This window comes from Pantoea sp. S-LA4 (genome assembly GCF_054482835.1).
The window spans coordinates 2,936,049-2,958,345 of the sequence record NZ_JBTLRC010000002.1 but is presented as its reverse complement, the minus strand read 5'-3'; the positions used below and the strand labels follow the sequence as shown (position 1 = coordinate 2,958,345).

General features: G+C 57.4%; 17 protein-coding genes. 14 read left to right on the top strand and 3 right to left on the bottom strand.

Annotation, left to right across the window (positions count from 1 at the left end; translation table 11 throughout):
- Positions 1 to 93: 93 nt before the first annotated feature.
- Positions 94 to 939, bottom strand: a complete 846-nt coding sequence (gene queF / locus ACX3P5_RS14700; protein ID WP_458968920.1) for an NADPH-dependent 7-cyano-7-deazaguanine reductase QueF — start codon at positions 937 to 939, stop codon at positions 94 to 96.
- A 62-nt stretch (positions 940 to 1,001) separates the two neighbouring features.
- Here queF and syd point away from each other — a divergent pair, with 62 nt between their 5' ends.
- The 4 genes from syd (at position 1,002) to ACX3P5_RS14680 (ending at position 3,709) form a co-directional block, all read left to right on the top strand.
- Positions 1,002 to 1,550: a SecY-interacting protein gene (gene syd / locus ACX3P5_RS14695; protein ID WP_458968919.1), complete on the top strand. Its 549-nt coding sequence runs from the start codon at positions 1,002 to 1,004 to the stop codon at positions 1,548 to 1,550.
- 591 nt (positions 1,551 to 2,141) lie between these two features.
- Entirely contained in the window at positions 2,142 to 2,471 is a 330-nt protein-coding gene (locus ACX3P5_RS14690; RefSeq protein ID WP_233987261.1) for a YqcC family protein, read from the top strand.
- Positions 2,471 to 3,250 (top strand): tRNA pseudouridine(65) synthase TruC, encoded by a 780-nt coding sequence (gene truC / locus ACX3P5_RS14685; protein ID WP_233987262.1) that lies wholly within the window; start codon positions 2,471 to 2,473, stop codon positions 3,248 to 3,250. The genes ACX3P5_RS14690 and truC overlap by 1 nt, the downstream gene beginning before the upstream one ends.
- A gap of 12 nt (positions 3,251 to 3,262) precedes the next feature.
- On the top strand, positions 3,263 to 3,709 hold the full coding sequence (locus ACX3P5_RS14680) for a flavodoxin (RefSeq protein WP_094120838.1): 447 nt from the start codon (positions 3,263 to 3,265) through the stop codon (positions 3,707 to 3,709).
- An 88-nt stretch (positions 3,710 to 3,797) separates the two neighbouring features.
- Here the strand turns inward: ACX3P5_RS14680 and garD are convergent, their stop codons facing one another.
- The gene (gene garD, locus ACX3P5_RS14675) at positions 3,798 to 5,357 is read right to left on the bottom strand and encodes a galactarate dehydratase (RefSeq protein ID WP_233987263.1); all 1,560 of its coding nucleotides are present in this window, start codon (positions 5,355 to 5,357) and stop codon (positions 3,798 to 3,800) included.
- Positions 5,358 to 5,947: 590 nt separating this feature from the next.
- Between garD and ACX3P5_RS14670 the strand changes: the two genes are divergently transcribed.
- The 6 genes from ACX3P5_RS14670 (at position 5,948) to ACX3P5_RS14645 (ending at position 12,928) form a co-directional block, all read left to right on the top strand.
- Positions 5,948 to 7,309: an MFS transporter gene (locus tag ACX3P5_RS14670; protein WP_233987264.1), complete on the top strand. Its 1,362-nt coding sequence runs from the start codon at positions 5,948 to 5,950 to the stop codon at positions 7,307 to 7,309.
- Entirely contained in the window at positions 7,306 to 8,652 is a 1,347-nt protein-coding gene (locus tag ACX3P5_RS14665; RefSeq protein ID WP_458968918.1) for an enolase C-terminal domain-like protein, read from the top strand. The genes ACX3P5_RS14670 and ACX3P5_RS14665 overlap by 4 nt, the downstream gene beginning before the upstream one ends.
- A gap of 10 nt (positions 8,653 to 8,662) precedes the next feature.
- Entirely contained in the window at positions 8,663 to 9,994 is a 1,332-nt protein-coding gene (gene gudD / locus ACX3P5_RS14660; protein ID WP_293002288.1) for a glucarate dehydratase, read from the top strand.
- Between the two features lie 44 nt (positions 9,995 to 10,038).
- On the top strand, positions 10,039 to 10,809 hold the full coding sequence (gene garL / locus ACX3P5_RS14655) for a 2-dehydro-3-deoxyglucarate aldolase (protein WP_233987267.1): 771 nt from the start codon (positions 10,039 to 10,041) through the stop codon (positions 10,807 to 10,809).
- Positions 10,810 to 10,828: 19 nt separating this feature from the next.
- The gene (gene garR / locus ACX3P5_RS14650; RefSeq protein ID WP_233987268.1) at positions 10,829 to 11,713 is read left to right on the top strand and encodes a 2-hydroxy-3-oxopropionate reductase; all 885 of its coding nucleotides are present in this window, start codon (positions 10,829 to 10,831) and stop codon (positions 11,711 to 11,713) included.
- A 75-nt stretch (positions 11,714 to 11,788) separates the two neighbouring features.
- Positions 11,789 to 12,928 (top strand): glycerate kinase, encoded by a 1,140-nt coding sequence (locus tag ACX3P5_RS14645; RefSeq protein ID WP_336756391.1) that lies wholly within the window; start codon positions 11,789 to 11,791, stop codon positions 12,926 to 12,928.
- Between the two features lie 148 nt (positions 12,929 to 13,076).
- On the opposite strand, the gene barA is transcribed toward ACX3P5_RS14645, so the two are convergent.
- Complete coding sequence (gene barA, locus ACX3P5_RS14640; RefSeq protein ID WP_233987270.1) at positions 13,077 to 15,806, bottom strand: two-component sensor histidine kinase BarA; 2,730 nt, start codon at positions 15,804 to 15,806, stop codon at positions 13,077 to 13,079.
- 92 nt (positions 15,807 to 15,898) lie between these two features.
- Here barA and rlmD point away from each other — a divergent pair, with 92 nt between their 5' ends.
- From rlmD to pyrG, 4 genes are all read left to right on the top strand, one after another.
- Positions 15,899 to 17,215, top strand: coding sequence for a 23S rRNA (uracil(1939)-C(5))-methyltransferase RlmD (gene rlmD / locus ACX3P5_RS14635; RefSeq protein WP_458968917.1), 1,317 nt, complete (start codon positions 15,899 to 15,901; stop codon positions 17,213 to 17,215).
- 32 nt (positions 17,216 to 17,247) lie between these two features.
- On the top strand, positions 17,248 to 19,479 hold the full coding sequence (relA, locus tag ACX3P5_RS14630) for a GTP diphosphokinase (protein ID WP_233987272.1): 2,232 nt from the start codon (positions 17,248 to 17,250) through the stop codon (positions 19,477 to 19,479).
- Positions 19,480 to 19,593: 114 nt separating this feature from the next.
- A complete protein-coding gene (mazG, locus tag ACX3P5_RS14625) occupies positions 19,594 to 20,382 on the top strand; it encodes a nucleoside triphosphate pyrophosphohydrolase (RefSeq protein WP_233987273.1) in 789 nt (262 codons plus the stop codon).
- A gap of 229 nt (positions 20,383 to 20,611) precedes the next feature.
- Positions 20,612 to 22,249, top strand: a complete 1,638-nt coding sequence (gene pyrG / locus ACX3P5_RS14620; RefSeq protein WP_233987274.1) for a glutamine hydrolyzing CTP synthase — start codon at positions 20,612 to 20,614, stop codon at positions 22,247 to 22,249.
- Positions 22,250 to 22,297 lie beyond the last annotated feature (48 nt).

Here is a 22,297-nt window from a genome sequence, read left to right as displayed (position 1 = left end):
CAGAATGCCGCCATCTCCAGAGTAGCCTTGTCGGCCCGCGTAGCTCAAGTGGAACCACGTCTGTCGCGCACAGCCTGCGAGAGATCTCGCAAACTACTGACGCACCAGACGCGAATAACCGGGAGAGAAGGGCACATTACTGCGCCACGGATTGATGTCGAGCCCGCCACGCCGCGTATAGCGCGCATAGACCGTCAGCGTCTCAGGATGACAGAAACGCAGCAGATCATTAAAGATACGCTCAACACACTGCTCATGAAATTCGTTGTGCTGGCGGAACGACACCAGATAGCGCAGCAGCGCTTCGCGGTCGATACGCGGGCCTTTATAACGAATCATCACCGAACCCCAGTCGGGCTGATGGGTAATCAGGCAGTTCGATTTGAGCAGATGGCTGACCAGCGTCTCTTCAACGATTTCGCTGCCAGCCGCATCAGCCAGATAGTCAGCATTGAAGCGGTAATCCTCGATGGCGATATCCTGCTCATCAATGCAGTAACCGTCGAAGTGGCCGATCGGCTGTCCTTCAATTTCATTGAGCCGGAACAGCGCGACCCGCACTTCACCGTCAGCACAGGCGCTGAGATCGCGCTCCAGCGTCTGGCGCACCTCGCCCCAGTCGGCGAAGCGGGTCTGATTAAAACTGTTCAGGTAGAGCTTAAAACTTTTCGATTCGATCAGGTTGCGGCTGTGCGCATCCAGCACCACTTCACCGACGGCCACCTGTGGCAGCCCTTTGCTGTTCAGCCACGACAGTTCATATAATGTCCAGATATCGCTGCCGCTGAACGGCAGGCTTTCCGGAAACAGGCCGAGCGGTTCACGGTTCAGGCTACGCGGTACCGCCTGCAACAAACTGTTGTCGTAGCGATCGTGATAGGCTGTGGGTTTGCCCAGCGTCAGGTTGCTGAGGGCCTGTTCCTGTTCGTGAGTAGTCATTGCGGTTACCACCAAAATTAATCAAAGTGGCTAAGTGTAACCTATCAGAAGTGAGAATATGAATGACGCAGCACACTGCCGCCGCATTGCGCGACTTTACTACCCGCTATTGTCAGTACTGGCACCAGCACGCTGGCCATGCGCCCGCCAGCAGCGATCTTTATGGCGTACCGTCGCCCTGTGCGCTGGAAGACCGCGACCAGCAGGTTCTGTGGCAGCCACAACCTTTTACGCTACCGCCCAGCCTGGATGCAGTGGGGCGAGCGATCGACCTGCAGTTGCAGCCGCAGATAACCGCGTTTTATACCACCCAGTTTGCCGGAGACATGCAAGCCCGCTTCGGCCAGCAAAACCTGACGCTGTTGCAGGTCTGGAGTGAAGAGGATTTTCTGCGGTTACAGGAGAATCTGATTGGTCATTTACTGATGCAGCGCCGGTTACGTCAGTCACCCACCCTGTTTATCGCCACCACCGAGTCAGAGCAGGCGATTATCTCGTTATCAAATCTCAGTGGGGAAGTGATACTTGAGCAGCCTGGTGGTAAAAAGCGCGAGGTTTTAGCGGAAAGTATTGAGATATTTCTTAAATCATTACAGCCGGTTAGCGCGTGATATGCAGTGATCACCCTGAGTTGTTGTGAGATATCTCTTACAAGCTGTGTGAGAGATCGTCAGATATCACTTGAGACATCCGGATGGCCCGGATGTAAAAAGATTGTGAATCATCGACTTAATGGCGTTAATCTGAAATTGTGTCACTAAGACACTGAACTTACGCTTTTAGTCACTTGTATGCACAAAACGTTCTGTCAGAATGTTTCGCACTGGCAGGATGCTGGGGACAACAGATATTCTCAGGATTGGGGATAAGCCATGAGGCAGGAACGTAACGGAGTTTACGTCACAGGGAAGGTTTCAGGACGAAACAGGATCGCTCAGGATTGAGTAAGGGACACCTCCAGGATGGAGAATGAGAGCCCCTCAGAAGAGGTGGTGGGCCAGGATGCTAAGGATTCATCAGGATGATGCGCGACTGGAGTTCGCACTGGAAAAGTTGTCAGGGAAGAGCAGGGAGCATTAACGTAGCGGGATGGCTGCAAACGAACCGGGAGCACTGTTTATACAGTGCTCCCTTTTTTTGTGCCTGCGCCAACAAGTGATATGCTTGCCGCCCGTTTTTTTACTGCCCGCTGGAGGTGGCGCATGACCCCTGAACAATTGATTATGCAACGGCTGGAGCAGGTTGAAGCGGTGTTGCGTGAGCACGATCTCTGGCAAAGCACGCCCCCTGAAGCCAGCGCCTTCGACAGCCGCGAACCGTTTTGCCTGGATACCCTTGAACCGCTGCAATGGCTGCAATGGGTGTTGATTCCCCGTATGCACGCCCTGATTGCTGCCCGGCATCCGCTGCCGAAAAACTTTGCGGTTGCCCCCTATTATGAAGTGGCACTGGTGCCTGACCAGCCCGGCGTTGCGCCGCTGTTGCTGACGCTGCGTCAGCTTGATGCGTTACTCAAGGATGCGGCTGTCTGATGCTGGAAATCATTTATCAGGACGAGTGGCTGGTGGCGGTCAACAAACCCAGTGGCTGGCTGGTGCATCGCAGCTGGCTGGACCGGCATGAAACGGTGTTTGTGATGCAGACGGTGCGCGATCAGATCGGTCAGCATGTCTTTACCGCGCACCGGCTGGATCGTCCCACTTCCGGCGTATTGCTGATGGGATTATCCAGTGAAGTCGGACGCCTGCTGTCGCAACAGTTTGAGCAGCACCAGATGCAGAAAACCTACCATGCGGTGCTACGCGGCTGGCTGGAAACCGGCGGTACGCTGGACTACCCGCTGGTGGAAGAGCTGGACAAAATTGCCGATAAGCACGCCACTGAAGCGCGCACCGCGCAGCCAGCGGTCACGGATTATCAGTCGCTGGCTACGGTGGAGATGCCGGTGGGCATTGGCCGTTATCCTGCGTCGCGCTATAGCCTGGTGGAACTGTCACCGAAAACCGGTCGCAAGCATCAGTTGCGGCGTCACATGTCGCACCTGCGTCATCCGATTATCGGCGACTCCGCCCACGGCGACCTGCGCCAGAATCGCGGCGCGGCAGAGCACTTCGGGGCTAACCGCCTGATGTTGCACGCCAGCAGTCTGGCGCTGACCCATCCGGTGACCGGCGAGCCGCTGCTGATTCGAGCCGGTCTGGATAGCGTCTGGCAGAACCTGATGACGCAGTTTGGCTGGCAGGATTGCATTCCTGAGGTACCGCGGGTTGAGTTTGCTGCGGCGCCAGGAGAGGATAAGGTTTCAGAATAACGGAGAAGGCAGATGGCAAAGATTGGCATTTTTGTAGGCACGGTATATGGCAATGCGCTGTTAGTGGCGGAAGAGGCAGAGCCGATTCTGCAACAGCAGGGCCACAGCGTGACGGTATTTGAAGATCCGACGCTGGCAGACTGGCAGGCTTACGCCAGCGACGTTGCGTTGATCGTGACCTCCACAACCGGACACGGCGACTTTCCGGATACCATTTCCGGGCTGTTTCACGCGGTAAAAGATCAGCTGGGTCATCAGCCAACGCTACGTTATGGCGTGATTGCGCTGGGTGACAGCAGCTACGACCACTTTTGTGGCGCGGGTAAAACTTTTGATGCATTGTTGCAGGAACACAGCGCCCAGCGCGTTGGCGACGTTCTGCTGGTCGATGCCAGTGAGAATCCGGAACCGGAAGCGGTGACCTCTCCCTGGGTTGAGGCCTGGGGCGCGCTGCTGTAATTCCGCCAGGCCTGCTCTCTTATCCCAGCCTCTTTAGCTGATGCGGCTGGCCCGGTCCGCCGTCACGGCCAGCCGGGTCCGGCTCCAATCAGGTCACCGGTGCCGGATTGAACACCGCCAGCTGATTGCGGATTCCCCAGCGATCTGACCAGGTCTGTTTGCGACCGCTGGCGATATCCAGAATCAACTCAAACAGCCGCCAGCCTACCTGCTCAATGCTCTCTTCGCCGGTGGCGATCGTACCGGCATTGATATCCATCAGATCGTGCCAGCGCTCGGCCAGCGCATTACGCGTTGCCATCTTAATCACCGGAATGGCCGCCAGTCCGTACGGCGTACCGCGTCCGGTAGTGAACACCTGCAGAGTAATGCCGGAAGCCATCTGCTGGGTGCCACAGACAAAATCGCTGGCTGGGGTCGCGGCATAGATTAAGCCGCGTCGGGTAGGGCGCTGACCTGGCGACAGCACTTCGACAATCGCACTGCGACCCGATTTAGCGATCGAGCCGAGCGCTTTTTCCACCACGTTTGCCAGTCCGCCTTTTTTATTACCAGGCGACGGGTTGGCGCTGCGATCGGTCTGCCCCTGATTCAGGTAGTCATCATACCAGGCCATCTCCTCCAGTAAGCGCTTACCAACCTCTTCATTAATGACGCGCGGCGTCAGCAGATGAATCGCATCACGCACCTCAGTGACCTCCGAGAACATCACCGTAGCGCCACAGCGCACCAGCAGATCGGAGGCGAAACCAACCGCAGGATTGGCCGTCACGCCCGAAAAGGCATCGCTGCCGCCGCACTGCATGCCGACAACCAGCTCAGAAGCCGGACAGGTTTCGCGCTGGCGCTGATTCAGTCGCTTCAGGTGTCGCTCGGCGACCTGCAAAATTTCGTCAACCATCGCGCCGAACCCAACCAGCTTCTCATCCTGCAGCCGCACAATGTCATGCTCCTCCAGCGAGATCGGCTGCACGTCTGGCGTGCCGGTCAGCAGCCGTTCCGGCTGTAATTTTTCACAGCCGAGACTGACAATCATCACTTCGCCGCCGAAGTTGGCGTTCAGCGCCAGGTTGTGGATGGTGCGAATCGGCACCACTGCCGCCGGCGCATTGATCGCCACGCCGCAGCCATAAAGATGGTTCAGTGCCACCACGCCATCGACATTGGGATAGCGCGGCAGTAAATCGCGTTCAATCAGCTGTACCACATGGTCAACCACGCCTGCCACGCAGTGTACGCTGGTGGTGATGCCGAGCAGGTTACGGGTGCCGACGCTGCCATCGGCGTTGCGATAGCCTTCAAAGGTATAGCCTTCCAGCGCCGGCAGTTCGGCAGGCACCTGGGTCGCCAGCGGCAGGCTCTCAAGCGGCGGGGCTTCCGGCAGAGCCACCAGCGACTCATCTATCCAGCTCCCTTCGGCGATGTCGCGTAGCGCATAACCGATCACTTCACCGTAGCGCAGAATGGGTGCGCCCTGCGCAATCGCGCTTAGCGCCACTTTATGACCCTGAGGCACATGCTCCGTCAGCGTCAGGCCATCAGCGAAACGGGTGCCGGCGGGCAAGCCCAGGCTGTTGACCACAATCGCGACATTGTCGAGCTCATGGACTTTGATATAGAGCGGTTGTTCGGTTGTAGTAGGGGTCATCGCTCACCTTCCGGTCTGTCGCACCGTACTTTTGCGGTGCGTTGTTGTGATAGTCGCTGTCACAGTTTGCCAGTTTCAGTATAAGGAGGCGCTGCAGGCTGTGCATTGTGCAATTGACCGGCTTTGAAAAGATTTGTCGCGGCGTTTTGGGTCGATTATCCAAAAGCAAGTGAAGAACCTCACAAACAGAGGGGGAAAACGGCTTTCCGGCCTGTTGAGAGGCGGTTATTTACAGGTTCCGTGAGCCATGCCGCAGGATTCTGTGCAAACGCCAAATAATCCAGTAAACATCAATCCTATTCCAGGGCGATGCTCCAATGTCATCGCCGCAGGGTGTTCTTATACTGATTTCCGTTAGCCAAAGTCAGGTTATCCGTCACGACGCTTTACCCATTCTGTCGCAGGTTGCACCGGCCGCGGTTCCCCGGTCAGCACCCTTTACCGGCAGGCTGCCGCAAAACAGTAAGGGTAAAGAAAAGTTTGCCAAAACAAAAAGATCGCCGTGTTTAACCCAACTTCTCTCTGATACCCAACGCGATGTGTATGCAGTCAGAGCGAATGTAGCTCACGCTATATTTCAGGAGTGCATCATGAATAGTTTCAGCCAGACCGCGGAAACGGTGCAGAAGCGCACCAATGCCCGATACTGGATTGTGGTGATGTTATTTATTGTCACCTCATTCAACTACGGCGACCGCGCAACCATTTCGATTGCCGGTTCGGCGATGTCCAAAGATATTGGCCTCGATTCAGTCGGACTGGGTTATATCTTCTCTGCCTTCTCATGGGCGTACGTTATTGGTCAGATTCCGGGCGGCTGGCTGCTCGATCGTTTCGGCTCAAAACGCGTCTATTTCTGGAGCATCTTTACCTGGTCGCTGTTTACCTTCCTGCAAGGGTTCGTCGATCTGTTCAGCGGCTTCGGTATCATCATGTCTCTGTTTATCCTGCGTTTCCTGGTCGGACTGGCCGAAGCGCCTTCCTTCCCTGGCAACAGCCGCATTGTTGCAGCCTGGTTTCCGGCGCAGGAGCGCGGCACGGCGGTGGCGATCTTCAACTCAGCGCAATACTTCGCCACCGTGATCTTCGCACCGATTATGGGCTGGCTGGTCTCCTCCGTGGGCTGGGCGCACGTCTTCTGGTTCATGGGCGGACTCGGCATCATCCTCAGCTTCATCTGGCTGAAGGTCATCCACGATCCCACCGATCATCCGGGCGTGAATAAAGCCGAGCTGGAGTATATGGAGCAGGGCGGTGCGCTGATCAACATGGATGCCAAAAAAGAGGGTCGCAAAGTGGGCTGGAGCGAGAAGTGGTTCCAGATCAAACAGCTGCTGACCTCACGCATGATGCTGGGTATCTACCTCGGTCAATACTGCGTTAACGCCTTAACCTACTTTTTTATTACCTGGTTCCCGGTCTATCTGGTGCAGGCGCGCGGCATGTCGATTCTTAAAGCGGGCTTTATTGCCTCGATTCCTGCGGTGTGCGGCTTTCTCGGCGGCGTGCTGGGCGGGGTGATCTCCGACTGGCTGATGCGCAAAACCGGCTCGCTGAATATCGCGCGTAAAACGCCGATCGTGCTTGGCATGCTGCTCTCTATTTCGATGGTGATGTGTAACTACACCGAAACCGAATGGGTGGTGGTGTTCTTCATGGCGCTGGCCTTCTTTGGTAAAGGGATTGGTGCGCTGGGCTGGGCGGTGATGGCGGATACCGCACCGAAAGAGATCAGTGGCCTGAGCGGCGGCCTGTTCAATATGTTCGGTAACTTTTCTGGCATTGTTACGCCGATCGCTATCGGTTACATCATCGCCACCAGCGGTTCCTTTGAAGGCGCGCTGATTTATGTCGGTATTCATGCCTTTGTCGCTGCCTTCAGCTTCCTGGTGATTGCGGGCGATATTAAACGTGTCGAACTGAAAACCTGGCCCGGTAAGGACGCATTATGAATACGCAAAGTTCGCCGGTGATCACAGAGATGCAGGTTATCCCGGTTGCCGGTTATGACAGCATGCTGCTTAACATTGGCGGTGCGCACAGCGCCTGCTTCACCCGTAACATTGTGGTGCTCACCGACAGCGCCGGGCATACCGGCGTCGGCGAAGCGCCCGGCGGCGACACCATCTATCAGACCCTGATCGAGGCGATTCCGCAGGTGAAAGGCCAGCAGATTGCCCGGATGAACCGGCTGGTGCAGCAGGTGCATAAGGGCAACCAGTCGGCTGACTTTACCACCTTCGGCAATGGTGCCTGGACGTTTGAACTGCGGGTCAATGCGGTGGCGGCGCTGGAAGCGGCACTGCTCGATCTGCTAGGCCAGTCGCTGGGCGTCCCGGTGGCGGAGTTACTCGGTCCCGGCAAGCAGCGTGATGAAGTCACGGTGCTGGGCTATCTGTTTTACCTTGGCGATCGGCGCAAAACCGATCTGCCCTATCTGAGCGGAGATCAGGCCAGCCATGAGTGGTATCACCTGCGTCATCAGGAAGCGCTGACCAGCGAAGCGGTGGTACGGCTGGCGGAGGCGGCTGCGGATAAATACGGATTTAAAGATTTCAAACTCAAAGGCGGCGTGCTGCCGGGCGAGCAGGAGATTGCCACCGCGGCGGCGCTGAAGCAGCGCTTTCCCGACGCCCGCATTACCGTCGATCCCAACGGTGCCTGGTTACTGGACGAAGCCATCGCGCTCTGTAAAGGGATGCAGGATGTGCTGACTTACGCTGAAGATCCCTGTGGTGCCGAGCAGGGCTATTCGGGACGCGAGGTGATGGCGGAGTTTCGCCGCGCCACCGGTCTGCCGGTCGCCACAAACATGATCGCCACCAACTGGCGCGAGATGAATCATGCGGTGATGCTCAACGCGGTCGATATCCCGTTAGCCGATCCCCATTTCTGGACCATGAGCGGTGCGGTGCGGGTGGCGCAGCTGTGCGACGACTGGGGCCTGACCTGGGGCTGCCACTCCAATAACCACTTCGATATTTCGCTGGCGATGTTCACCCATGTGGGTGCCGCCGCGCCAGGCAATCCTACCGCGATTGATACTCACTGGATCTGGCAGGAGGGCGATCAGCGCCTGACCAAAAATCCGCTGCAAATCCGCAACGGCAAAATCACGGTACCGGACGCGCCGGGCCTCGGCGTTGAGCTTGACTGGGACCGCGTGCATCAGGCCCACCAGCTTTACCAGTCACTGCCCGCTGGCGCCCGCAACGACGCCACGGCGATGCAATATCTGATTCCCGGTTGGACATTCGACCGTAAGCGCCCGGCTTTTGGCCGTGCAACAGCATAAGGAGCAGGAGATGAGTTCAACACCTAAAGTGACCGCCATGCAGGTGATTCCGGTTGCCGGTCACGACAGCATGTTGCTGAACCTCAGCGGCGCGCATTCGCCGTTTTTTACCCGCAATATTGTGATTATCAAAGATAACGCCGGTCATACCGGCGTCGGCGAGATTCCGGGCGGCGAAAAAATCCGTCAGACGCTGGAAGATGCGGCTTCGCTGGTGATCGGTAAAACCGTGGGCGAATACAAAAATATTCTCAGCCTGGTGCGCACTACCTTTGCGGATCGCGATGCCAGCGGGCGCGGCATGCAGACCTTCGATCTGCGCACCACCATCCACGTCGTGACCGGCATTGAAGCGGCGATGCTGGATCTGCTGGGGCAGCATCTGGGCGTTAACGTGGCGACCCTGCTGGGCGACGGGCAACAGCGCGACCGCGTTGAGATGCTCGGCTATCTGTTCTATGTCGGCGACCGCCGCAAGACCTCTCTGCCCTATCAGAGCCAGGAGAGCGATCCCTGCGACTGGTATCGCCTGCGTCACGAAGAGGCGTTAACCCCGGACACGGTGGTGCGGCTGGCAGAAGCGGCGTATGAAAAATATGGCTTCAACGATTTCAAACTCAAGGGCGGCGTACTGCGCGGTGGCGAAGAAGCCGAAGCGGTTACCGCGCTGGCGAAGCGTTTTCCTGAGGCGCGCATTACGCTCGATCCTAACGGTGCCTGGTCTCTCAACGAAGCGATCATGCTGGGTAAACAGCTGAAAGATGTGCTGGCTTACGCTGAAGATCCCTGTGGCGCGGAGCAGGGCTATTCGGGCCGCGAAGTGATGGCGGAGTTCCGCCGGGCGACCGGTATGCCGACCGCCACCAACATGATCGCCACCGACTGGCGGCAGATGGGGCATACGCTGTCGCTGCAGTCGGTCGATATTCCGCTGGCTGACCCGCATTTCTGGACCATGCAGGGCTCGGTGCGCGTGGCGCAGATGTGCCACGACTTCGGCCTGACCTGGGGCTCGCACTCCAATAACCACTTCGACATTTCACTGGCGATGTTTACCCACGTTGCCGCCGCCGCGCCGGGCGCCATCACCGCGATTGATACCCACTGGATCTGGCAGGAAGGCAATCAGCGCCTGACCAAAGAGCCGTTCCAGATTAAAGGCGGCATGGTGCAGGTGCCGCAGAAACCGGGTCTCGGCGTTGAGCTGGATATGGATCAGGTGATGCAGGCCAATGCGCTGTATCAGAAACATGGCCTTGGTGCGCGTGATGATGCGCAGGCGATGCAATTTCTGGTGCCAGGATGGACCTACGACAATAAACGTCCCTGCCTGGTACGTTAACCTTTTCGGCTCCCCTTGCGGAGCCACCGCCACAGGAGTTAACCATGAGTAATGCAGCCTGGCCGAATGGATTTCGTCGTCGTTTATTAGCGGGTGAAACCCTGATTGGTAGCTGGTGTGCGCTGGCCAGCCCGATCTCAACAGAGATTTTAGGACTGGCCGGTTTTGACTGGCTGGTTCTGGATGGCGAACATGCGCCCAACGACATCACCACCTTTGTGCCGCAGCTGATGGCGCTCAAGGGCAGTCACAGCGCGCCGGTGGTACGTCCGCCCTGCAATGAGCCAGTGATCATCAAGCGCCTGCTTGATATCGGCTTCAGTAACTTCCTGGTGCCGTTTGTTGAGACTGAAGAGGAAGCGCTGCGCGCAGTGGCCTCCACCCGCTATCCGCCTGCCGGCATTCGCGGCGTGTCGGTCTCTCATCGCAGCAACATGTACGGCACCCTGCCGGATTACAACAGCAGCATCAACGACAACATCACGGTGCTGGTGCAGATCGAAACCCAGCAGGCGGTGGACAACATTGACGCCATTGCTGCGGTTGAAGGCGTTGATGGCATCTTCGTGGGTCCCGGCGATCTCTCCGCCGCGCTCGGCTATCTTGGCCAGCCGGCGCACCCGGAAGTGCTGAAGGTGATTAAACATATCTTTGAACGCGCCAAAGCCGCCGGTAAGCCGAGCGGCATTCTGGCACCGGTAGAAGCGGATGCACGGCGCTATCTGGAATGGGGCGCGACCTTCGTAGCGGTCGGCAGCGATCTCGGTGTGTTCCGCAACGCCACGCAGGCGTTATGCGACAAATTTAAGCGTTAATCAATCAAGGGGAAACGCAATGAAAATTGGATTTATCGGCCTGGGTATTATGGGCAAACCCATGAGTAAAAACCTGGTGAAAGCCGGTTATTCGCTGGTAGTGCGCGATCATAACGCTGAAAACGAAGCGGAACTGACTGAACTGGGCGCGACCGTGGCGAAATCGCCAAAAGAGGTGGCTGAGCAGTGCGATGTGGTGATTACCATGGTGCCCAACTCGCCGCAGGTCATCGAAGTCTGTCTGGGTAAAAATGGCATTATTGAAGGGGCGAAGCCAGGCCTGGTGGTCATCGATATGAGCTCCATTGCGCCGCTGGCGAGCCGTGAAGTCCATGATGCGCTGGCAGAAAAAGGGATCAAAATGCTGGATGCGCCGGTCAGCGGTGGCGAGCCCAAAGCGATTGAAGGCACGCTCTCTGTGATGGTGGGCGGCGATAAAGCGGTATTCGATACCTGCTACGACATCATGAAAGCGATGGCGGGCTCGGTCGTTCATACCGGCGATATCGGCGCGGGCAACGTCACCAAACTGGCGAACCAGGTGATTGTGGCGCTGAACATTGCCGCGATGTCTGAGGCGTTATCGCTGGCAACCAAAGCGGGCGTGAACCCGGATCTGGTTTACCAAGCGATCCGTGGCGGCCTGGCGGGCAGTACCGTGCTGGATGCCAAAGCACCGATGGTGATGGATCGCAACTTCAAACCCGGCTTCCGTATCGATCTGCATATCAAGGATCTGGCGAATGCGCTGGATACCTCACACGGCATTGGCGCGCATCTGCCGCTGACGGCGGCGGTGATGGAGATGATGCAGGCGCTGCGTAATGATGGTCAGGGTTCCGCCGACCACAGTGCGCTTGCCTGCTATTATGAGAAGTTAGCGAAGGTTGAAATCGCCCGCTAAAACCCGGTGCCGGTGTCTGGGGATGCCGGACTGGTTTCAGAGCATTTCAATCACTTAACAGCGCTCGGATTGCCTATGAAAATCGTAATCGCACCGGATTCATATAAAGAGAGTTTATCCGCCCTGGAGGTGGCATCGGCGATTGAAGCGGGTTTCCGTGAAATCTTTCCCGATGCGCACTACCTGAAAATACCGGTCGCCGACGGTGGCGAAGGCACGGTAGAAGCGATGGTGGCGGCGACGAAAGGAAAAATCGTCAGGTTGAAGGTTACCGGGCCGCTTGGCGCGCAGGTTGACGCGTTTTATGGTTTGTCCGGTGATGAACGCACCGCCTATATCGAAATGGCGGCGGCCAGCGGCCTTGAACGGGTGCCTGCTGCGCAGCGCGATCCGCTGGTGACCACCTCCTTCGGCACCGGTGAACTGATCAAGAGCGCGCTGGACAAGGGCGTTGATCATATCATTATCGGCATCGGCGGCAGCGCCACCAACGACGGCGGCGCGGGCATGATGCAGGCGCTGGGGGCGCGACTGCTGGACGCGCAGGGCGGTGAAATCGGTTATGGTGGCGGCGCGCTGCCCGATCTCGCCAGCATTGATATCAGCCAGCTGGATAGCCGCATTGCCGAGTGTCGCATCGAGGTGGCCTGTGACGTGACCAATCCGCTGACCGGTAAAGAGGGGGCATCGGCGATTTTTGGTCCGCAAAAAGGCGCGACGCCCGCGCTGGTGCAGCAGCTCGATCAGGCGCTGACCCATTACGCAGCGATTATTCAGCGCGATCTCGATATGGATGTGCTGCATATTCCCGGCGGCGGTGCAGCGGGCGGTATGGGCGCGGCGCTGCACGCATTTTGTCAGGCAGATTTACGCCGCGGGATTGAGATTGTCACCGAAGCGCTGGGGCTGGCAGAGCAGGTGAAGGATGCCGATCTGGTGATTACCGGTGAAGGACGCATCGACAGTCAGAGTATTAATGGCAAGGTGCCGATTGGTGTGGCCAGCGTGGCAAAGCGCTTTAATAAACCGGTGATTGGCATTGCCGGCAGCCTGACGGCGGATGTCGGCGTAGTGCATCAGCACGGTCTGGATGCGGTGTTCAGCGTGCTCTACAGCATCTGTTCGCTGGAAGATGCGCTGGCCAGCGCCGGAAATAACGTTCAGCTGACCGCACGTAACGTTGCGGCTACGCTGAAGCTGGCCGGTTTCCGCTAGCCTGCGTGCGAGGGCGGGCGTGATCTGCGTCGCTGAGAGTGATGGCGCAGCACGCGGCCGTCGTCCTGCGCGCCATATTGCCGTCCGGCAGGCCATGATGCCGCCTTGCAGGCCACGACGCCGGCCTGAGCCGCCGCATCAACGGCCGCTATTCGACGCCCAGCACCCGCCGGGCTTCTCTGGCAACGTTCTCCATCTCATCCTGCAATTCCAGCAGTTCAGGTTCCAGCGCAGCAATATCGCTGGCATGGTGCAGTTCACGCTCCAGCTGATGACAGAGCTGCTTCATGCGTGGCACGCCGCTGTAGCTGGCGCTGCCGTGCAGTTTATGGATGATCTCACGCAGCGCACTGACCTCATTGCTGGTCATAAACTGCGCCATCTTTGCATGGACTTCCGGTAAAAACTCCAGCAGCATCCGCAGCAGATCGCGCGCCAGATCCGGCTTGTTTGCCGCCTGTCGCAGCGCCAGCTGCCAGTCGAGCGTCGGCAGTATGTTGGGCAGTTCCGGCACGACCACCGGCGGCGGCGGCGTGTAGCGTGCCAGCAGCTGACTTAATTTGCTTTCATCAATCGGCTTCGCCAGATAGTCATTCATCCCCGCCTTAATCAACTGCTCCCGCTCGCCATCAATCGCATGGGCGGTAACGGCGACAATCGGCGTGCTGGCATGGTGCGGCAGGCTGCGGATGATTTCACTGGCGCGAATACCATCAATGTCCGGCATCTGAATATCCATCAGAATCACGTCCAGCGCCTGCTGGCGGGCTTCGCGAATCGCGTGTTCGGCGCTGTTACACAGCACGATGCGCTGCACCTGCTCCTCCAGCAAGGCGCCGATCAGCTTGAGATTGGCCGGATTGTCATCCACCGCCATGACGGTCAACGGCAAGCGTGGCGACAGCGGCAGTTCGCTGATCTGGCGGGTATGCAAATCAACCAGCATCGGCAGCAGACGGGTCAGGGAAACCGGTTTGGCGATACAGCCATCAATGCCACGGACTTTCAGCTCATCGGCCAGCAGCATCATCGGGCTGGGCAGCGCCATCAGGACATGATCGGCCCGATCCAGCAGCGCATTAATCTGGCTTTCAGCCAGCAGCTGATGCTGGCTGACCGTAACCGGCATTGCCATCAGCAGCAGCGGATAGTGCGTCTCGCTTAATCCTTCCAGCGTTTCGCTGTAATCGATCTGCAGCGGCGTCGCGCTTAACATCTCCAGCGCCGCCCGGGCGACAGCGGGATTGGCTTCCACATAGGCGATACGCGCATGGGACAGCGCCTCCAGCACCCGCGGCATACCGGGCGCATTCGGATTGAGATCCAGCTGTACCCGAATCACAAAGGTCGAGCCGTGATCCGGCTCGCTGCTAAAGGTGATTTCGCCGCCCATCTCCCGTACCAGCTTCTGGGTGATCACCAGCCCCAGTCCGGTGCCGCCGTGACGGCGTGAAATGCTGGCGTCCGCCTGACGAAACGCCTGGAACAGTTGGGTCTGCTGCTGCTCAGAAATGCCGATGCCGGTATCCTCGACCTGAATCTCCAGCTCGACCCGGGTATGGGTGATCACCCGCTGTCCGACGCGCAGGCCAATGGTGCCCTTTTCGGTAAATTTAATGGCGTTGCCAATCAGGTTGATCAGGATCTGCTGCAGCCGCAGCGCATCGCCAATCACGTTATCCGGCACGCTGCTGTCGCACACCACCGTCAGCTCCAGACCTTTGTCATGGGCCGAAGGTGCCAGCAGCACCAGGGTTTCATCCAGCGTGGCGCGCAGCGGGAAGGGGATCGCTTCCAGCATCAGCTTGCCCGCTTCCAGCTTCGAGAAGTCGAGCACGTCGTTGATAATGCTGAGCAGATTGTTGGCCGAGCGTTCGATGGTCTGCATGTAATCACGCTGGGTGGCGCGCAGCTGGGTCTTGAGCATCTGACGGGTAAAGCCCAGCACGCCATTCAGCGGGGTACGCAGTTCATGCGACATATTGGCTAAGAACTCTGACTTGATGCGGGCCGCTTCCTGGGCCCGTTTTTTCGCCAGGTCCAGCTCGACGTTCTGAATCTCCAGCTGCTCCAGCGTCTCACGCAGGTCATAAGTGGCCTGATCGATATTGTGCTGCATCTCTTCGTGATAGGCGGTGAGCGACATCGCCATCGCATTAATGCCGTTTTTCAGAATGCTCAGTTCGCCCAGCATGTAACCCTCAACCCGGCTGTCGAGCTGACCGCGACGAATCCGGTCCACGGTGGTGACCATGTTGCGGATCGGGCCGGTGACGTCGCGCATCAGGCGATAGGCGAACAGCATCGCAATACAGAGGCAAAACAGCAGCATCAGCGTGGCGACAAACACCTCTTTGTACTGCTGCAGCCGTACCGATTGCAGATCGAGTTCGATGGCGACATAGCCGAGTGGATTACCGGCCGGTTTGGCATCTTCGTCCGGCAGTTCATCGACGTCATAACGTTCAGTGGTAATCGGGGTGCGCAGAATCAGCACGCTGCCGTGACGTTCCATCGAGACATCATCAGGCAGGGCGCGGATATCATCCTGTTGCAGCAGGCTCAGGTTCTGTTTGTTATTGGAGGTGACGTAGAGCTGGTTATGGTTGTCGAACACCGAAATTGCCCGGACGATACCGGAGTGACGGCGATGCAGCAGGCTGACCAGTTCGCGCATCGCATCGCGGTTATGCCAGGTCATGCTGTATTCGCTGGAGATCGCCAGCGGTTCGATAATGTTGGCGCCGGCATCCATCACCTGCCGCTGCAGTTCGTTGTAGCGATGCACCACAAAAAATGAGCTGAGCAGCAGGCCAACCATCAGGGTGGGTGCCAGAATTAAAATCATCATTCGCGCCCGCAGGCTGTATTTGGTCATAATAGTCGCCTGGCTACTCCGGCATTAACGTCCCTGTGCATCCGTCGACAAACCTGTGCACATCGTTTCAGAGAAAGAGAATTAACAATACTATGGCGCAATTTTACGCGGCAAAACAGCGCAGCACCCCGCAACAACGCATAACCGTCACCATCGACGAGCTGGACCCGTTCGGTCAGGGCGTGGCGCGTCATAAAGGCAAAACCATTTTTGTCAGCGGTGCGCTACCTGGTGAACAGGCCGAAATTATGCTGACAGAGGATAAACGGCAATTTGCCCGAGCGAAAGTGACGCGGCTGTTAAACAGCAGTCCGGCACGCGTCACGCCGCGCTGTCCCCATTTTGAGCGTTGCGGCGGCTGCCAGCAGCAGCATGTGGAGGTGGCTCTGCAACAGCAAAGCAAAGCCCAGGCGCTGAGCCGGATGCTGAGTCAGGCGGCACAGCAGCCGGTGGCGGTCGATGAAGTGATAGCCGGTGAACCCTGGGGCTATCGCCGTCGTGCCCGGCTGGGCCTGCAGTGGCAGAACAAGCAGCAGCGCCTGCAGATGGGTTTTCGTCAGGAAGCGAGCAACGATCTGGTCGATATCCATCAGTGCCCCATTTTGATGCCCGAACTTGAGGCGTTAATTCTCCCGCTACGCCACTGTCTGAGCGGCTTACGTGCCGTCAGGCGTCTCGGCCACGTTGAACTGGTGCAGGCGGACAACGGTCCGCTGATGATCCTGCGACATCTTGATGCGTTGCAGGCTGACGATCGTGAAAAACTGGAACAGTTTTCGCATAAGCATCAGCTGATGCTGTTTCTGGATGCGGGTGATGAGAAAGTAACGCCGTTAACCGCAGCGACGCCGTTCTATCACTCTCATCAACTTAAGCTAACCTTCAGTCCACAGGATTTTATTCAGGTTAACGATAGGGTGAATCAGCAGATGGTGGCGCAGGCGATAAGCTGGCTCGATCTGCAGCCGGAAGACCAGGTACTGGACCTGTTTTGCGGGATGGGGAACTTCACTCTTCCTATCGGAATCTTCGTACAAAATGTGGTTGGTGTGGAGGGCATTGCAGCATTAGTGCGGCAGGCAGCGTATAATGCTGAATTGAATAATCTTAAAAATGTCCGCTTTTTCCAGCATAACCTGGAGGAAGAGGTGTCGCGCCAGCCGTGGGCGGCACAGGGATTTAACAAGGTATTACTCGATCCGGCCCGTGCCGGGGCTGCAGGTGTGATGGCGCATGTGGTTAAACTTGCACCAGAACGCGTGGTCTATGTTTCGTGTAATCCCACCACACTCGCGCGCGACAGCCAGACATTGCTGTCGGCGGGCTACCAATTGGAAAGGGTCGCGATGCTGGATATGTTCCCACATACCCGTCATCTCGAATCCATGGTGCTGTTCAAGAAAACATAAGCGATGGGCTAAGTCGCTGTGCAGGAGAGGATATGGTTGCGGTCAGAAGTGCGCATTTAAATACTGAGGGGGAATTTGCCCTCGACCAGTGGATCGCCAGTCTCGGTATTGCTAACCCGCAATCATGTCAACGCGTCGCCGAAACCTGGCGCTACTGTGAAGCGCAAACCCAGGGCCATCCCGATCAATCGCTGCTGCTGTGGCGCGGCATCGAGATGGTCGAAATCCTCTCGATGCTCAGTATGGATATTGAAAGCCTGTGTGCGGCGCTGATCTTCCCGCTGGCTAACGATGAAGTGGTGAGCGAAGAAGATCTGGAAAAAACGGTGGGCAAAGGCATTGTCTCGCTGGTGCATGGCGTGCGCGATATGGATGCGATCCGTCAGCTGAAAGCGATTCACAATGATTCGATGGCCTCCGAGCAGGTGGATAACGTTCGCCGGATGCTGCTGGCGATGGTAGAAGATTTCCGCTGCGTGGTGCTCAAACTGGCCGAGCGCATCATGAACCTGCGCGAAATGAAAGACGCGCCGGAAGATGAGCGGGTACTGGCCGCCAAAGAAAGCACCAACATCTATGCGCCGCTGGCCAACCGGCTCGGCATTGGTCAGCTGAAGTGGGAGCTGGAAGATTACTGCTTCCGCTATCTGCATCCCGATGAATACAAACGCATCGCCAAACTGCTGCATGAGCGGCGCATTGACCGTGAGCAGTACATCGACAACTTCGTCAGCAACCTGCGCAAAGAGATGGCCAAAGAGGGCGTACGCGCCGAAGTCTATGGCCGACCGAAACATATCTACAGCATCTGGCGCAAGATGCAGAAGAAGTCGCTGGCGTTTGATGAGCTGTTCGACGTGCGGGCGGTGCGCATCGTGGCCGAACGCTTACAGGATTGTTACGGCGCGCTGGGCACGGTACACACGCTTTATCGTCATCTGCCGAGCGAGTTTGATGACTACGTGGCAAATCCTAAGCCCAATGGTTACCAGTCGATTCACACCGTGGTGTTAGGCCCGCAGGGCAAAACGGTGGAGATTCAGATCCGTACCCGCCAGATGCATGAAGATGCCGAACTGGGCGTGGCAGCGCACTGGAAATACAAAGAAGGCCCGACCTCCAGCAGCGCACGCGGCGCGGCGGGTCACGAAGAGCGTATCGCCTGGCTGCGTAAGCTGATCAGCTGGCAGGAAGAGATGGCGGATTCCGGTGAACTGCTGGAAGAGGTGCGCAGCCAGGTATTTGACGATCGGGTTTACGTCTTTACGCCGAAAGGGGATGTGGTGGATCTGCCCGCCGGCTCAACGCCGCTCGACTTCGCTTACCACATCCACAGTGATATCGGTCACCGCTGCATCGGTGCCAAAATCGGCGGCCGCATCGTGCCGTTTACCTATCAGCTTCAGATGGGCGATCAGGTTGAAGTGATCACCCAGAAACAGCCGAACCCGAGCCGTGACTGGCTCAATCCCAACCTCGGTTACATCACCACCAGCCGTGGCCGCTCGAAGATTCACAACTGGTTCCGTAAGCAGGATCGCGATAAGAACATCATCGCCGGACGACAGATTCTGGATAACGAGCTGAACCAGCTCGATATCAGCCTGCGTGAAGCCGAGAAGTTGCTGCTGCCGCGCTATAACGTCACCTCTCTGGAGGAGTTACTGGCGGCGATTGGCGGTGGCGATATTCGCCTTAATCAGATGGTGAACTTCCTGCAGGCGAAGCTCAACAAGCCGAGCGCCGAAGAGGAAGATCGCGAAGCGCTGCGCCAGTTAACCCAGAAATCTTACACTCCACCGTCACGCAAAGAGAGCGGGCGCGTGGTGGTGGAAGGCGTGGGCAACCTGATGCACCACATTGCGCGTTGCTGCCAGCCGATTCCGGGTGATGATATCGTCGGCTTCATCACCCAGGGGCGCGGTATTTCGATTCACCGTGCCGACTGTGACCAGCTGGCGGAGCTGATCTCCCATGCGCCGGAACGTATTGTTGACGCAGTATGGGGCGAAAGTTACTCCAGCGGTTACTCGCTGGTGGTACGGGTGACGGCCAACGATCGCAGCGGATTGCTGCGGGATATCACCACCATCCTCGCCAATGAAAAGGTCAATGTGCTGGGCGTGTCGAGCCGCAGCGATACCAAAAAGCAGCTGGCAACCATCGACATGGATATCGAGATTTATAACCATCAGGTGCTGGGACGGGTGCTGGCGCGGCTGAACCAGGTCTCTGATATCATCGACGCCCGCCGTTTACACTGATGCTTCTGGCCGTCTGCCCGCTATTCGCCGCTGATGTGAATCGCCGGGCAGACGCGCCGCACCACCGGCGCTATTGATGCGCCACCTCACGACCAACCGCAAAGGATTTCCAGAATGAACGCCATTGATCGCCTGCTTGGCATTATGAAAACCCTGCGCGATCCGCAACACGGCTGCCCGTGGGATCGTGAGCAGACCTTCGCCACCATCGCCCCGTATACGCTGGAAGAGACCTATGAAGTGCTGGACGCCATCCAGCGGGAAGATTTTGACGATCTGCGCGGCGAGCTGGGCGATCTGCTGTTTCAGGTGGTGTTTTATGCCCAGATGGCCAGCGAGCAGGATCGCTTTACCTTTGAGGATATCTGCCACGCCATCAGCGACAAGCTGGAGCGCCGTCATCCGCACATTTTTGCTGACGCCAGCGCGGAAACCAGCCGCGAAGTGCTGAAAAACTGGGAAGCGATCAAGACCGCTGAACGGGCGGAGAAGGCCCAGCATTCGGCGCTGGACGACATCCCCAGAGCGCTGCCGGCGCTGATGCGCGCCCACAAAATCCAGAAGCGCTGCCACAACGTCGGTTTTGACTGGACCACGCTGGGGCCGGTGGTGGCAAAAGTGCATGAAGAGATCGATGAAGTGATGCACGAGGCACAGCAAAGCGTGGTGGATAGCCAGAAGCTGGAAGAGGAGATCGGTGACCTGCTGTTTGCGACGGTGAACCTGTCACGCCATCTGGGCAGTAAAGCTGAAACCGCGCTGCAAAAGGCCAACGACAAGTTTGAGCGCCGCTTCCGCCAGGTGGAGGCGATCATCGCCGCACAGGGATTAAGTATGCCTGGTGCCACGCTGGAACAGATGGAAGCGGCCTGGCAGCAGGTGAAAACCGGTGAGAAGTGCTGATTATTCCAGCGCTGTGCATAAATTCGCCATCTGAGCTTACACGATTCAGCGTGGCGACAACTTTGTGACGTACATCAACATTTCATTAACGGCTATCCGCTATGTTAGCCGCAGCAATGCGTTGGAGGATGGCAGTGATTCATCAATTGTGGCTGATAGCGGTTTCCAGTATACTGTTTTCCCGTCCTGGTTATTCCACCGTCTTTAAACCTAAACTCTCAGGTTCAGCATGACAACGAATTATATTTTTGTGACCGGCGGGGTCGTATCCTCTCTGGGTAAAGGCATTGCCGCAGCCTCCCTCGCAGCCATTCTCGAAGCCCGTGGTCTTAACGTGACCATCATGAAGCTGGACCCGTATATCAACGTGGATCCAGGTACCATGAGCCCGACTCAGCACGGTGAAGTTTTCGTCACTGATGACGGGGCTGAAACCGATCTCGATTTGGGTCACTACGAGCGCTTCATCCGCACTAAAATGTCGCGTCGTAACAACTTCACCACTGGCCGTATCTACTCAGAAGTGCTGCGCAAAGAGCGCCGTGGCGACTATCTGGGCGCCACCATTCAGGTGATTCCGCACATCACCAACGCCATCAAAGAGCGCATTATTGAAGGCGGCGAAGGCCACGATGTGGTGCTGGTCGAAATCGGCGGCACGGTCGGCGATATCGAATCCCTGCCGTTCCTGGAAGCGATTCGCCAGATGGCGGTGGATGTGGGCCGCGAACACACCATGTATATGCACCTGACGCTGGTGCCCTATATGGCCGCTGCCGGTGAAGTGAAAACCAAACCGACCCAGCACTCGGTTAAAGAGCTGCTCTCCATCGGTATTCAGCCAGACGTGCTGATCTGCCGTTCCGATCGCGCTGTGCCAGCCAACGAACGCGCTAAAATCGCGCTGTTCTGTAACGTGCCAGAGAAAGCGGTTATTTCACTGAAAGACGTGGATTCCATTTACAAGATTCCTGGCATGCTGAAGTCGCAGGGCCTGGATGACTATATCTGCAAACGCTTCAACCTGAATGCGCCGGAAGCCAATCTGGCCGAGTGGGAACAGGTGATTTACGAAGAAGCCAATCCGGGTGGGGAAGTCACCATCGGGATGGTCGGCAAATACGTTGAATTGCCGGATGCCTATAAATCAGTGATTGAAGCGCTGAAGCACGGCGGCCTGAAAAATCGCGTCACCGTGAACATCAAACTGATCGACTCGCAGGATGTCGAATCACGCGGTGTCGAATTACTGAAAGATTTGGATGCGATTCTGATTCCGGGTGGCTTCGGTTACCGTGGCGTCGAAGGCAAGCTGATGACCGCGCAGTACGCACGTGAAAACAACGTGCCGTATCTCGGCATCTGTCTTGGTATGCAGGTGGCACTGATGGAGTTCGCCCGTAACGTTGCCGGGATGGAAGGCGCCAACTCCACCGAATTTGTGCCAGACTGTAAATATCCGGTAGTGGCATTGATTACCGAATGGCGTGACGAAGACGGCAACGTCGAAGTTCGCAGCGAGCAGAGCGATCTGGGCGGCACCATGCGTCTGGGCAGCCAGCAGTGTCAGTTAACGCCGGGCAGCCAGGTTCGCCAGCTGTACGGTTCTGACACCATCGTTGAGCGCCATCGCCACCGTTATGAAGTCAACAACATGCTGCTGAAGCCGATTGAAGCAGCCGGTCTGCGCGTAGCGGGTCGTTCTGGTGATGATCAACTGGTTGAGATTATTGAAATCCCGAACCATCCGTGGTTTGTGGCCTGCCAGTTCCACCCGGAGTTTACCTCGACCCCTCGTGATGGCCATCCGTTGTTTGCCGGCTTTGTGAAAGCGGCACATGAGCATCAGAAGCGTTTAGCGAAGTAAGATTCACGAGCAGCGCGCGAACTTTTCGCGCGTTGTTTGTCTTAGGAT

What these genes read in the sequence shown, in the direction of transcription:
- ACX3P5_RS14645 (WP_336756391.1), top strand. Translation starts at nt 11,789, where the DNA reads ATGAAAATCGTAATCGCACCGGATTCATATAAAGAGAGTTTATCCGCC.
- pyrG (WP_233987274.1), top strand. Translation starts at nt 20,612, where the DNA reads ATGACAACGAATTATATTTTTGTGACCGGCGGGGTCGTATCCTCTCTG.
- relA (WP_233987272.1), top strand. Translation starts at nt 17,248, where the DNA reads ATGGTTGCGGTCAGAAGTGCGCATTTAAATACTGAGGGGGAATTTGCC.
- gudD (WP_293002288.1), top strand. Translation starts at nt 8,663, where the DNA reads ATGAGTTCAACACCTAAAGTGACCGCCATGCAGGTGATTCCGGTTGCC.
- ACX3P5_RS14690 (WP_233987261.1), top strand. Translation starts at nt 2,142, where the DNA reads ATGACCCCTGAACAATTGATTATGCAACGGCTGGAGCAGGTTGAAGCG.
- rlmD (WP_458968917.1), top strand. Translation starts at nt 15,899, where the DNA reads ATGGCGCAATTTTACGCGGCAAAACAGCGCAGCACCCCGCAACAACGC.
- syd (WP_458968919.1), top strand. Translation starts at nt 1,002, where the DNA reads ATGACGCAGCACACTGCCGCCGCATTGCGCGACTTTACTACCCGCTAT.
- barA (WP_233987270.1), bottom strand. Translation starts at nt 15,806, where the DNA reads ATGACCAAATACAGCCTGCGGGCGCGAATGATGATTTTAATTCTGGCA.
- ACX3P5_RS14665 (WP_458968918.1), top strand. Translation starts at nt 7,306, where the DNA reads ATGAATACGCAAAGTTCGCCGGTGATCACAGAGATGCAGGTTATCCCG.
- garD (WP_233987263.1), bottom strand. Translation starts at nt 5,357, where the DNA reads ATGACCCCTACTACAACCGAACAACCGCTCTATATCAAAGTCCATGAG.
- garL (WP_233987267.1), top strand. Translation starts at nt 10,039, where the DNA reads ATGAGTAATGCAGCCTGGCCGAATGGATTTCGTCGTCGTTTATTAGCG.
- queF (WP_458968920.1), bottom strand. Translation starts at nt 939, where the DNA reads ATGACTACTCACGAACAGGAACAGGCCCTCAGCAACCTGACGCTGGGC.
- garR (WP_233987268.1), top strand. Translation starts at nt 10,829, where the DNA reads ATGAAAATTGGATTTATCGGCCTGGGTATTATGGGCAAACCCATGAGT.
- truC (WP_233987262.1), top strand. Translation starts at nt 2,471, where the DNA reads ATGCTGGAAATCATTTATCAGGACGAGTGGCTGGTGGCGGTCAACAAA.
- ACX3P5_RS14680 (WP_094120838.1), top strand. Translation starts at nt 3,263, where the DNA reads ATGGCAAAGATTGGCATTTTTGTAGGCACGGTATATGGCAATGCGCTG.
- ACX3P5_RS14670 (WP_233987264.1), top strand. Translation starts at nt 5,948, where the DNA reads ATGAATAGTTTCAGCCAGACCGCGGAAACGGTGCAGAAGCGCACCAAT.
- mazG (WP_233987273.1), top strand. Translation starts at nt 19,594, where the DNA reads ATGAACGCCATTGATCGCCTGCTTGGCATTATGAAAACCCTGCGCGAT.